The organism is Mucilaginibacter aquatilis (assembly GCF_009755275.1).
Lineage (GTDB): Bacteria > Bacteroidota > Bacteroidia > Sphingobacteriales > Sphingobacteriaceae > Mucilaginibacter > Mucilaginibacter aquatilis.
Map to the genome: position 1 here is coordinate 34,097 of NZ_WQLA01000005.1, position 13,132 is coordinate 47,228.

The window sequence follows — 13,132 nt, forward strand, 5'->3', positions numbered from 1 at the left end:
TAGTAACTATACATGTTTTCTTTTGTGATATTTAAAAAACAGCTACAACAAACGCTGGCACTAATGCTTGCTACCGGCAGTTTAATCTGTCAGTTTACGCAGGCCAAGGCGCAAACCAGTGCAAAGCCGTGGCATAATATTGAGCGTACCGTACGGTACCAACCCAGCGGACAAGACTTCGTCATAAAAAACGGAACCCGCCGCTTTAACCGCGCCATATACGGCACTAATACTGCCTTTAGGGTAGAGGCCGGAGACTTACCCGAATTTGCTTTGTACCTGCCCGGCATGGGCGGTAATCTTAAACTTGGCCTCATTAAAGGCACCCAAAGTAAGTGGCTTATTAACGCCCAAAATATTGAGGCAAGGTACCGTCCGGGTTCCATGCTATACACCATTCATGACCCTATGCTGGGTACAGGCACCATCAATATACAAGTACTGGCCGGTGCCGATAGCGAAACCCTCATAGTTAAAGCCGATGTTAAAAACGCAAGTGATGTACAGCTTTTATGGGCTTATGGCGGTGCTACTGGCAAAAAGTTCTCGCGCGATGGTGATATTGGCGCCGACCCGGAATCATCCTTTTACCTCAAACCCGAATATTGCGCTAACAATCGCTATCAGCTTAAAACAGGAAGCTTTGTACTTGATTTTACCGTGACCACCGAGGCTACCTGGTACTTAAACGAACAAAGTCCCGCTAAAGAAAACAAAGCAGAAGTTTCAAAAAACACCATTACAGGCGTATACCCTGCATCGGTAGCTGTAAAACAAGCAGATGCCGATAAGCAAGTCACGCCTTTAGACTTATATAACTCAACCGCCACCGGCAGGCCGTTAGTATGCGGCTTGATTAAAGATACGGCCAAGCCTTTATACTGGATGATAGGCCGCGGCAGCATTGATAAGCCCTACGCCCTACTTGCTGCCGAAACCGATAAAGCCGAAGCCGCACGTAAAAAGCTGACCTCTCGCGTACAGCTTAACACCCCCGACCCGTACATTAATACCTTGGGCGGAGCGCTTGCCGTGGCTGCCGATGCCATATGGGAAGCGCCATCTTACATGCATGGTGCCGTAGCCTGGCGCATGCGCTTACCGGCATGGCGCGGTGCTTACGTGGCCGATCCGCTGGGATGGCATGACAGGGCCTCGCAACATTTCAGCAGTTATGCCTTGTCGCAAATTACCAGTCCGGAGAGCGGACCTGTAATTGCCGATACGGCCCTGCAACTGGCACGCCAGCAGGAAAAACTGGGTAACTCGATGTTCAGCAGCGGGTATATTGCACGTAACCCGGGCGGCGATATTCGTCCGCACCATTATGATATGAACCTGGTATTCATCGACCAGATGCTTACCCACTTTTACTGGACGGGCGACATAGCCAGTGTAAAAAAACTTTGGCCAACCATTAAACGGCACCTAGTTTGGGAAAAACGCAATTACGACCACGATGGCGATGGACTGTATGATGCCTATTGCTGCATTTGGGCCAGCGATGCCCTGCAATACAGCGGCGGTGGCGTAACCCATTCATCGGCCTATAACTACCGGACTAACCTTGTTGCCGCCCAACTGGCACAAATAGTGGGCGATGATGCTACACCCTACAAGCAAGAAGCCGAAAAGATAAAAACCGCTATCGCTAAAAATCTATGGATGCCTGGTAAAGGCACTTACGCCGAATTTAAAGATCTGCTGGGCAACAAACTGCTGCATACATCGCCCGGGTTATGGACTATATACCACGCCATTGACGAAGGTGTACCCGATGCTATGCAGGCCTACCAAAGTTTGCGTTATGTTGATACAGAGATACCGCACATTCCTATTATAGCCAAAGGACTAACAGGCAATAATTATCTGCTGGCTACTACCAATTGGTTACCCTACACGTGGTCGCTCAACAACGTGGCCATGGCCGAAAACATGCACACCACGCTTGCCTACTGGCAGGGCGGCCGTGCCGAAGAGGCTTATGAGCTTTGGAAAAGCACTTTGCTGGAGAGCATGTATTTAGGCGCAAGTCCGGGTAACTTTCAGCAATTATCATTTTACGATGCCATACGCGGTGAGCTTTACCGCGATTTTGGAGACCCGGTTGGTATAAGCGCCCGCACTTTGGTTGAAGGTTTGTTTGGAATTAAACCCGACATGCTCAACAATCGCCTAACCATTAAACCCGGCTTACCCGCCGACTGGGCCTACGCATCGCTCAAGGTGCCCGATATAAGCATCGATTTTAAACGTACCGGTAATTTAGATAGTTATATCATTGCTTCATCAATGCCTAAAAACGTGCCTTTAAACTTTGAATTAAATGCCCGTTCTGCGCAAGTAAAGCAAGTTACGGTAAACGGTAAACCAGTTAAATGGATTTGCCAGTCATCAGCGGTAGGTAGCCCGGTTATACAAATTGCAGCCGGTGTACAAAAGCACTATACAATTAAAGTGGTTTGGGGTACCGGGGCTATAGCAACCGCAACACCCGAACTTAATGGTGTGGCAGGACAATCTTACAGCCAGTCGTTTGGTAAAGCTACAGTAATTAAAGTGGCCGATCCGCAAGGTATTTTGGGGACACAGTCGTTTAAAGCTAACCAGCTTAATTATACACTTAAACCATCAGTAGGCAACCATACTGCCTTTATACAATTAAAGCAAGGCGCTTTAACCTGGTGGCAACCGCTTAATGTAGTCATACAGCCGCAACCTGTGGAAATTAAATTTGAGGTTGAACAACCCGCCGATCAGTTGAAGTTTGCAGTAGTTAACCATGCGGTCAAAGGCACTATACAAATTCAGGTAAATCCTGAAACTAAATCGGCCTATACACAAACGGTACAGGTCGACGGCAAGAGTCAATCCGCGGAAATCACTGTTCCGGCGCAGCATTTAATTGTAGGTAGTAACCATGTGCGCTTACAATATGGAGGAAAAGTGATAGATACCGCCATTATTAACTGGCGGGTGAATACCAACCAGCCTATGCAGCCGGTTGATATGTCGGCAAAGTTTAATGATGAAGTAACGCACATTTTCACCAACCAATACTTGTCGCCAAGGCCGCAAAGTGTAACGCTGCAACTGCCTACGCAGGGCATTGGCAACTGGTGTTACCCGCTTACCAAGGCCAACATTGATGACAGTGGCTTACGCAAAGCAGCAGGCAGCAAAAACCTGCTCCAACTGTCGCAGCACATAAGCTTTGCAACACCGGGCAATGAGGGTAAAAACATTGCCTTTACCTCGCAGTGGGACAACTACCCACGCAGTATCAACGTATCGTTAAACGGTTCGGCATCGCATGCTTATTTGTTAATGGCTGGTTCTACTAACCCTATGCAAACCCGTTTGGTAAATGGCACAATAACCATTACTTATGAAGACGGCACCAAGCAAAGCCTCGAACTAAAAAACCCCGAAAACTGGTGGCCTATTGAGCAGGACTACGATAACGACGGCTTTGCCTTTAACCCCGGCGCAGCCAAACCGTTACGCGTTTACCTCAAAACCGGTACAGCAGCTTTAGATTTTAAAGATTTTACAACCATAAAAGGTTTCAGTAATAAAGGTATTGATGGAGGCGCGGCTACGGTGTTGGATATGTGGCTTGACCCTGCTAAAAAGTTAAAAAGCCTCGACTTGAATACCGTTGCTAATGATGTAGTCATTGGATTAATGGGAGTGAGTTTGGTGAGGTAGGTTTGTCTGAACCGGAATTGGCCACAAATAAAGAATTTTCGGAATTGCTTATCGCTTTATTGAGGGCAAGCAATTCTGTCAATTTTACAAATTCCTAAAATTCCGGTTCAGATGGGCTTGCGTTAGAATATGCCTGAGGGGTGCTGAAACAAGTTCAGCATGACCGTGAAAAAAGAAAATAAAAACACACTGCTCTTTTGTAAGAGCTGCAGAATGAATAAACCACTATGAAGAACCTCAAAATTATTTTATTTACACTAAGCTGCATGGCGGCGGCTTCCGTAACGCAGGCGCAGCGTATTAATCGCGAGCAGCTGGTTAAGCGCCATAATGTGGTGGTAAAGACTATCGATTCGTTATCGTCATTATCAGTTGGCAACGGCAAATTTGCCTATACGGTTGATGCTACTGGAATGCAAACCTTTCCGCAGAAATACGAGAAAGGTGTACCGCTGGGTACGCAATCGGAATGGGGCTGGCATAGTTTTAAAGACACCATGAATTTGAAGCCTGAGGAATCGTTAAGAGAGTATACGCTTAACGGCCGCAAGGTGACCTACATGGTACAACTTAAAACGCCCGAGCGCGGCAAACTGGCTTCAGACTGGTTCAGGCAAAATGTGCACCGTTTGCAGTTGGGCAACTTAGGCTTATTGCTAACCAAAAAAGATGGCAGCGAGGCAGGACCTGCGGATATTAAAAATATCAATCAAACCCTGAATTTATGGACAGGAGAAATTACCAGTACGTTCAACTTTGATGGTGTGCCGGTTAAAGTAACCACGGTTTCGCACCAGCAGCAGGATTTGCTGGCGTTTAATATCCAATCGGATTTAGTGAAGCAAGGCCGCTTAAAAGTGCGGTTGCGCTTCCCGTTCCCAACTAATGAGTGGGGCGATTACGGCACCAATTACAAAAACCCGGGCAAGCACACATCGTCAATCGTAAAAAACAGTGGGCAAATGGCGGTTATTAAACATCAGTTAGATACCAACGCTTACTACACCGAACTGGCCTGGACAGGCGCGGCAGCTGTTAAAAATGTAGCGCCGCACTATTTTGTACTGTCATCAAACGGCGGCAGCAATCTGCAGTTTAGCTGTTTGTTTAGTAAAACCCAGCAGCGTGCCCTGCCAGCCTTTGCAGCGGTTGATGCAAACAGCATACAGGGTTGGAAAACGTTTTGGATGAGTGGCGGCGCCATCGATTTTACCGGCAGTACCGATAAACGCGCTAAAGAACTGGAATGCCGTATCATCCTCTCGCAGTACCTAACCAAAATACAGTGCGCAGGTTCACAGCCTCCGCAGGAAACCGGCTTGACTTACAACAGCTGGTACGGCAAACCTCACCTCGAAATGCATTGGTGGCACGGCATCCATTTTGCCCTTTGGGGACGTGAGCAGTTGCTGGAAAAAGGCATGAAGTGGTACGATCATGTGTATGAAAACGCTGTAAAAATTGCCAAACGCCAGGGCTACGAAGGTGCCCGCTGGCAAAAAATGACCGACCCCGATGGTAACGAAAGTCCATCATCGGTTGGTGCATTGTTAATTTGGCAGCAGCCGCATTTTATTTACTTTGCCGAGCTGGCTTACCGTGCGAACCCCAATGCCAAAACACTTGCCGCTTATAAAAAGAACGTCATGGCCACTGCCGACTTTATGGCATCTTTTCCATATTATGAAAAGGATAAAGGCCGCTATATTTTAGGTAAAGGCGTTATACCGGCACAGGAACGTTATAATGCCGAAGATACCTTTAACCCAACCTACGAACTGCAATACTGGTACTGGGCGCTACAAACTGCCCAGCAATGGCGAAAACGCCTGGGCATGCAACCGAATAAAAAGTATGATGACGTAATGCAAAAGCTATCGGCCCTGCCACAGGCCAATGGCGTTTATCTAGCTACCGAAAGCGCCCCCGACTCCTATACCAATCCTAAGTTTAAAACCGACCATCCGTCAGTAATGGGTTCTTTAGGTATGGTGCCCTACAACAAACGCTTGGATATGGGCGTAATGAACAAAACCTTCGACCTAGTTTGGAACACCTGGGACTGGCAAGACACCTGGGGCTGGGACTTCCCGATGGTAGCCATGACGGCTGGCCGTTTAGGTAAGCCAGACAAAGCGGTGGATGCCTTGTTTATGAAAATCCACACCAACATATACCTCGTTAACGGCCACAACTACCAGGATGATCGCCTGCGTTTATACCTGCCGGGCAATGGCGGTTTGTTAGCAGCCGTAGCCATGATGTGTGCAGGTTGGGATGGTAGTAAGGGTGAGAATCCGGGTTTTCCTAAGAATGGGAAGTGGAAAGTAAAGTGGGAAGGTTTGAAGAAAATGCCGTAATCAATTCGTTATGCAACGAATGAAGCAATCTCTGCGAAGGCACGGCTTTTAGTAGAGTTTGCGAACCTGTCGCTTTCCGCTCATTCGCCGCGGAGGCTTTGTACTTTGTCATAGCCACAAAGTACCAAAAGGCCTATCCACAACGATCCCTGCCCACGCACAAGCCAGCTCCCGGCCGGGCGTTGTGGAAGCCCAGCGCTCTTTTTAACAGTACAAAGCCCCGAAGTTGCGTCGCAACTTCGGGGCTTTGCTTTTCACTTTCTCTCCCTTGACCTTTCGCCCTTAACCCTTTCAGCTTTTCCCCCTCTTAGTCACATCCCAGCTTCGGGTCGAAAGCGGGGCAGCACTGATGGCCTGTGCGGCAGGAAAGGGCCTCTTAGATTTTGCCGAAGCTCAAGCCTTAAGAGCGAGCGAAGCAGGGCAAAAGATAAAAAGCCCGTGGTGCTGCCCAGCTTTGCAGCAAAGGCATGAGCGACAACGAAGCATTGCGGAGGTGACTTGATTTTTGGTTCTTTTTATCAAGAAAAAGAACAAAGAGCCCCCGCGGCTCAGAAGCGGTAGACGCTATGCTTAACCGCTTAAATAAATTATTTAATCTCCACACCCATATTTACAAACATAAACGCCCACTTATCCGTCTCCTGACCAATAATTTGCGCGGTTGACCTGCCCGCACCGTGTCCGGCATTCGTTTCAATACGGATTAACGTTGGGGCCGGGCCTTTCTGCATTTCCTGCAGGCGGGCGGCAAATTTAAAGGAGTGTGCGGGTACCACGCGGTCGTCATGGTCGGCGGTGGTTACCATAGTTGCGGGGTAGCTGGCCGGTTTAAGGGCATGGTAGGGCGAATATTGGTACAGGTACTTAAACATGCCTTCGCTGTCTTCGGCGGTGCCGTAATCATAAGCCCAGCCTGCGCCGGCGGTAAATTTGTTATAGCGCAGCATATCCATCACACCAACCGCCGGGAAGGCAACCTGGCACAAATCGGGGCGCTGGGTTATAGTGGCGCCTACCAGCAAACCACCGTTTGAACCACCTGCAATGGCCAGGTAGTCTTTACTGGTGTATTTGTGGGCTACAAGGTATTCGGCAGCGGCAATAAAATCGTCGAACACATTTTGCTTGCGCATTTTAGTGCCGGCTTTGTGCCAGGTTTCGCCGTATTCTCCACCGCCGCGCAGGTTAGGTACGGCGTATATGCCACCCTGCTCAAGCAGTGCAATGTTTGATGTGCTGAACGATGGCGTTAAATTCACCCCAAAACCGCCGTAGGCATAAAGCAGCGTTGGGTTTTTACCATTGAGCACTACACCTTTTTTATAGGTAATAATCATGGGAACCTTGGTACCATCTTTCGATTTGTAAAATACCTGCTTGCTCTCATACAACTCAGGGTTAAACTGCACGCCCGACTTTTTATACACGTCCGACTTACCCGTTTGCACATTGTACTTAAAAATAGTGCTCGGGTATACGTACGAGGTAAAGGTGTAATAAATATCCTTATCCTCCTTTTTAGCACTAAAGCCCGACGCCGTGCCCACGCCCGGCAGGGTAACCGCATGTTCCAGCTTGCCATCCATGTTATATTGCTGAATCAGCGTGGTAGCATCCTTCAAATAGTGCGCAAACAGCTTGCCGCCAGCCGTGCTAACCTCCAGTACGTTGGCCCCTTTGGCTATCAAATTTTTCCACTTACCACTCTGCGGATCGGCCGCATCAACCGTTACCAGGCGGTACGTTGGCGCGTATAGGTTGGTATGAATGTATAGCTTGCAGCCCACGTTATCCACCACGTAGTGCACATTATCCATATTGTTAACCACGTTTACAATGGCGCTGCCGGGTTTGCTCAGGTCTTGTATGTAAAGTTCGTTACCGGTGGTGGAGTTGGCCGCCGTAATTACCAAAAAGCGTTCATCCTCGGTTAAGTAGGCGCTAATGTAGCGGCGCGGGGTTTCGGCTCCGCCAAATATGAGCTTGTCTTGCGCTTGCGGGGTACCCAGTTTGTGCCAGTAAAGTTTATGCTGATCGGTCATGCCCGATAGCTGACTCCCCTCCTTCGGCTTATCGTAAGTGCTGTAGTAAAAGCCTTCGTTGCCGCGCCAGGCAATGCCCGAAAATTTGACGTCTTTAAGCGTATCGCCTACGGTTTCCTTGTTTTGCGCGTTAATAACAACGGCATTGGTCCAGTCGCTGCCCCCGCCCGAAAGCTGGTAGCCTGCCAAACTGCCGTCTTTACTAAACGATATACCGGCCAGCGAGGTAGTACCATCCTTGCTGAATTTATTCGGGTCTAAAAACACTTCCGGTTCGCCGCCCTCGGTTTGCCTGTACAATACCGCCTGGGCCTGCAAACCATCATTTTTGTAGAAATACGTATAAGCACCCTCCTTAAATGGCGCGCTGTATTTGGCGTAGTTCCACAGCGTTTCAAGGCGCTTGCGTATAGTTTCGCGGAAAGGAATTTGACCCAGATAGGCCTGCGTTACCTTGTTTTGTTCCTGCACCCAGGCCTTGGTATCGTCGGCGCGGTCGTCTTCCAGCCAGCGGTATGGGTCGGACACGGTGGTGTCAAAATAAGTATCGGTAACGTTTCCCTTTTTGGTTTGCGGGTATGGGGCAGGTTTAATATTCATGCGTTGAGCGTAGGTATGGCCGCAAAACAAGGCAGCCGTAAGTAATAAACAATAGTTTTTAACCATAACAACGGGTTTTTGTTGATGTACAGATTAAGGCAGGCAGCTAAATAAATGATTTTGAGGGAAGAAAGCAAATGAGCCACCGGTTGCGGGAGGGTGTGAGGCCGGCGGTGTGTAGCGGGCGACCGGATACCGGGTGCTGGTTTCGAGAGGCGAGGTTGTTTGGAACCGGACTTTTAAGAATTTACAGGACGGGCAGCATAGTTTGCCCCTGGATTTTTATCCTCATATGTCATTTTGAACGATAGAGAGAAATCTTGTTCATCATGCGAAGTTAGAATGAGCAGAATAGCTTGTCCTTCCATTTTTATCCTACTTGTCATTTCGAACGATAGAGTTAATTATGCAAAGTAGGTAGCGTGTAATATACCCACCATGCAATGATGCCAAACTTATTTCAGCACCTTTATCCAGGGCGTGGCGCCGGCCAGGTATTTTGTTAAAAATTAACAAATAGTGCCCCCTGCTTAGCAATATGCCGAAATGTAATTTATAAATTAGCGCTACACAATAACCTTATCATGAACCAACCTACCTACGGGCAAACCTTAACACCAGTCAATAACATTACCCGCAGGCGTAAATTGCTGCCTTGGTGGGTAATTGGCTTCACCTGGGTGTTTTTGCTGTTTGGAGTTACTGCGCCTGTTACGCTTATTTTGGGCGTGTTAGGTTATACGTTCCAGCTATCGGCATTGGGCCTGGCAACAAACGAGCCGCTAAGCATTACCGGCTTTGCTGTTATGCTTATACTTGCGTTTAAAGGCTGGGTAGCCTACGGTTTATGGACCGAAAAGGAATGGGCCGTACGATGGGCAAAACTCGATGCCATTTTAAGTGTGGTTATTTGCGTAGCCACCACGCTAACCTCTCTGCTAACACCCGGAAACCTGAACCTCAGGCTCGAGTTTATCCTCATTATTCCGTACTATTTTAAAATAAACAACATTCAATACGATTGGGAAAACTTTGAACTGGAAAATAAAATACTGATTGAAGAATAAACTGATTGGTTTGCTCATGTTATAGCTTGCCGAAGTTTGCAAGACAGGCACAACTAAAAACTACCATCTACCGAGCTATGCCGAACTTGTTTCAGCACCCCACAGGTAAGTGTCTACCCTGTCACCTTATTACGCTTGCCATTTTGAAAACGGGAAATCTTTTCAAAGCATTCAGCCTGTCAATTCGAAAAGATTTCTCTCTATGGTTCGAAATGACAGCAAGCAATAGTAGCTCATAACTCCATCAACAATTCACCAAAAGATAATTTGGGCGTTTCCCTCCGGGTCGGGCTATTCGCTGCAAGTCCTCGTTTCGCAATGCTACACTGTGGGCTTTCCGCTACTATCCCTAACGCAAACTTCGTCCTAAACCTAATTGAACAGGAATAATGTAGCATTGGATACATAATTAAAGAGAGTTAAAATGATTCTGATAAACCATTGATTTTAATTGCTCAAACTGCCCTAACAATAGCTTTTTAATCTCGTCTCTTTGTGTTAATGTTAAATATCCATCAGTTAGTTCAATAGCAGATGCAAAATTAATTTCGAGCGGAGCCTTATGAGATCTGTCTTTCTGGTATTCATGAAAATTAAAATCCATTTTTACTTTTCCACTTACATTTTTCTCCACTAATCTGAATTTGAATGTAGCTTGCATTCGCCAAACAATTAGGTTAGGATAATATTTCTCTTCATCAAGAAAAAAAGTAGTTTCTACCCGATTCCCCCGGAATATTAATTCCTCTTTATTATCCATCCACTTTAACTCTTCTGGAAGAGGCATGCTTGTCTCTGGCCGAAATTCAAAAGAAACAACATTTTCCCCTTCAAATTTTAATGTTTTTGCCTCAGTAGAATTAAAAAGTTTCAAAAAAAACACAATCCGGCCTGTGTTATCAAAGTCATCAAATCTAATACGATGCTCTTGTTCCTGCTCATTAATTAGCTTAAGCTCTTTACATCGCTTTTCGAAGAAGGAAACCGACTTATTAACGACGGCTTTTGTTTCATTAGAGGTAAAAAATCTTTGAAAATTTATTTGATTATCTACGTGCATCAAACTAACGATAGCTTTGAATTGAGACTTATGGTTCACCCAAGACTTATTATAATTACTCCGTTCTATTGTTATCTCTACTTCTATTTCCTTGTCCTTTACAACAATCTTAGCTTGAGGTCTTCCAACTATTTTATAGTTGTCTCTTAGCAATGCATTTTTGGGAGTAATTTGTTGAACTAAGTTGGGTAAAAATTCTTTATGAACAAATTCTGTTAAATTTTTAAAGTCGCTATTTAAGTTAATCTTACCAGAACCAGCACTCTTTAAATTATCTTCTTTAATTGTTTGCCTCTCAACCAATACATCAAACTCGGGAGGAGATAGTAACAAACATGACAAAATAGAAACTGTTTTTTCCTTTTGTGTCCCAGGAGTAAAAATTCCTCTTTGTCTTAATATAGCTTTTACATCTGCTTCTGAAATATAAGATTGATTAGCAAGATCTCTGATCATTTCTCCGCTCGGTATAAAAGAATGAGGGTTGACTTTAGTATTGGCCATTACTGTATAAGTTTATCATTGTAAGAAAGCACTTTAATTTTTCTTGCTAAATTGCTATCACGAAAGTATTCTGTAACCTTTCGAACACTGTTTTCATTGCCATTAATTACAAAATCGGGAAACAAAATATCAATAGCCCCAGCGAATGCTCCTGAAAGTTTATTAGCCAAGCCGATAAGTTTTTTTAGGTCTTCTTCGTTATAGGCATCTATTGCATATAGTACAATGTTTTCAGATTCTGAGTTAGAATATTTTATGGGAATTATACTCGAATTGATATACTCTACCGGTAAAATAAATCCACTTTTAGTTTTAATATCTTCTCTATAATTTAATCCAGTTTCAATATAAAGAAATTCCCAGCCTTTATAATTCTGATCTGCATGATTCAAGATTTTCCAAATAAATTCAGCCTTTCTCAAATCAACCAAATATCCTGCTTCAAATTGGAAATCTTCTATCCCTTCAACGTTTGCAGTAGCGGTCTCTTTTAAAAGATCTCTCGACTCTTCGGAAGCCTCATTAGAAAACTATAAAAGAACACCGATTATGCTTTCTGACTCAAAAGAATCTTGCATAAACTGTTCACCGATTCCTATCTTCTCGTTTGAACGATTGTAACAGCTACAAATATCCGATAACTCTTTTAGATGGGATTTCAACTTAGAATTTGGGTATTTTGTATAATCACTTGTTGCCTTTATTGAAACTACAGCATTTACCAATCGCTGCTGTATCAATGGACAAGCATATAATTTTAGATAGTCAATTCCATGTGTCTCTCTATTTGGATGTTTTAAGGAATCATTACAAGGAATAGATAAGCCTCTTTGGCCATTTATCCATCCAATTCGCTCGAGAAAGCGATAACCAGCCTCTTCTCCTAACTCTCCGGTTCTTTTAGAAATTTCGCCCATTATAGGTTTTAGGTTATATTAGCCTCTAAGGTAATTTTTTGAATTAAAACTTAGAGTATTTATTGAATTTTCCCTATACACGCACGTCGCGTGTGCTACAAATTCAAACCTTACCCAACACAACCACCACCTGCCCCTGAAACAACCTCACCGCCTCAACCACATCATCGCTCAATTGCCCCACCATCAACCCAATATTTGAGCCGCTAACATCTACTGAGGAACATATTCAGCTTGACTACTGTCAATTTAACGCCGTTCCAAGTAATAGCGCAATCAATATTTCCGGCCTGCATTCCTCATTTGTATATTTAATTGTCAATTAGCTCAAAATAAGCAGATGGTATATGCTTATTTTGAATATGTGATTCTTATAATATTGCTAAGCTTACAGTAGCCCAATAATTTCTATATTTAAACGATGAAAGCCTTTCTAACTTTATTTTTAATAGCCAGTTCTTATATAGCTTGTGGTCAAATGAAAGTGAATAAGGATGCGCAAAGCAAACTTAAGGCATTTATAAAAAAGTCAAAATTTGATGCCGAACCAGCAACTTCTTTCAATGGCTTATCTCATGCCAATCTTAAACCCCAATTTAATTCGTTGCTAAATGCCGCCCCAAAAGACTTTTTAGTTACTGCAGTCCATCAGCCCACAGAAGAAAAATTTCAACAAGATATAGGTAAAGGATTATCAAGGTTTAACCCCTTTTACTTGCAGCTTGATTCAGAAGATCAGGATAGAATATGCGGGTATTTTGAAGAGTTAATGGATTGTGTAGGTTTACAAAGCTCCAATGGAAAACTTAATGAATGGCGTTATGGTTTTAATCCATCAAAAAAGCAATAATATTCAACACGTTTGCTAACA

The 13,132-nt window shown here is 44.8% G+C and carries 8 protein-coding genes; 4 read left to right on the plus strand and 4 right to left on the minus strand.

Annotated elements, in window-relative coordinates; translation table 11 throughout:
- Nucleotides 1-24 precede the first annotated feature (24 nt).
- Together GO816_RS12850 and GO816_RS12855 are read left to right on the plus strand one after the other, a co-directional pair.
- Nucleotides 25-3,711 carry a DUF4450 domain-containing protein gene (locus GO816_RS12850; protein ID WP_317163633.1) on the plus strand — a complete coding sequence of 1,229 codons (3,687 nt, stop codon included), beginning with the start codon at nucleotides 25-27 and terminating at the stop codon, nucleotides 3,709-3,711.
- Between the two features lie 227 nt (nucleotides 3,712-3,938).
- Nucleotides 3,939-6,071, plus strand: a complete 2,133-nt coding sequence (locus GO816_RS12855) for a hypothetical protein (RefSeq protein WP_157542349.1) — start codon at nucleotides 3,939-3,941, stop codon at nucleotides 6,069-6,071.
- Nucleotides 6,072-6,658: 587 nt separating this feature from the next.
- Here GO816_RS12855 and GO816_RS12860 read toward each other — a convergent pair.
- Nucleotides 6,659-8,779: a prolyl oligopeptidase family serine peptidase gene (locus GO816_RS12860; RefSeq protein WP_157542350.1), complete on the minus strand. Its 2,121-nt coding sequence runs from the start codon at nucleotides 8,777-8,779 to the stop codon at nucleotides 6,659-6,661.
- Nucleotides 8,780-9,297: 518 nt separating this feature from the next.
- Between GO816_RS12860 and GO816_RS12865 the strand changes: the two genes are divergently transcribed.
- Nucleotides 9,298-9,780: a hypothetical protein gene (locus tag GO816_RS12865; protein ID WP_157542351.1), complete on the plus strand. Its 483-nt coding sequence runs from the start codon at nucleotides 9,298-9,300 to the stop codon at nucleotides 9,778-9,780.
- A gap of 409 nt (nucleotides 9,781-10,189) precedes the next feature.
- Here the strand turns inward: GO816_RS12865 and gapS4b are convergent, their stop codons facing one another.
- The 3 genes from gapS4b to GO816_RS12880 all read right to left on the minus strand — a co-directional run bounded on the left by gapS4b (nucleotide 10,190) and on the right by GO816_RS12880 (nucleotide 12,261).
- Nucleotides 10,190-11,344, minus strand: coding sequence for a GapS4b family protein (gapS4b, locus tag GO816_RS12870; RefSeq protein WP_157542352.1), 1,155 nt, complete (start codon nucleotides 11,342-11,344; stop codon nucleotides 10,190-10,192).
- Nucleotides 11,344-11,766, minus strand: a complete 423-nt coding sequence (locus GO816_RS12875) for a hypothetical protein (RefSeq protein WP_157542353.1) — start codon at nucleotides 11,764-11,766, stop codon at nucleotides 11,344-11,346. The genes gapS4b and GO816_RS12875 overlap by 1 nt, the downstream gene beginning before the upstream one ends.
- A gap of 108 nt (nucleotides 11,767-11,874) precedes the next feature.
- On the minus strand, nucleotides 11,875-12,261 hold the full coding sequence (locus tag GO816_RS12880) for a hypothetical protein (protein ID WP_157542354.1): 387 nt from the start codon (nucleotides 12,259-12,261) through the stop codon (nucleotides 11,875-11,877).
- Between the two features lie 421 nt (nucleotides 12,262-12,682).
- Here GO816_RS12880 and GO816_RS12885 point away from each other — a divergent pair, with 421 nt between their 5' ends.
- A complete protein-coding gene (locus tag GO816_RS12885) occupies nucleotides 12,683-13,111 on the plus strand; it encodes a DUF4844 domain-containing protein (RefSeq protein WP_157542355.1) in 429 nt (142 codons plus the stop codon).
- Nucleotides 13,112-13,132 lie beyond the last annotated feature (21 nt).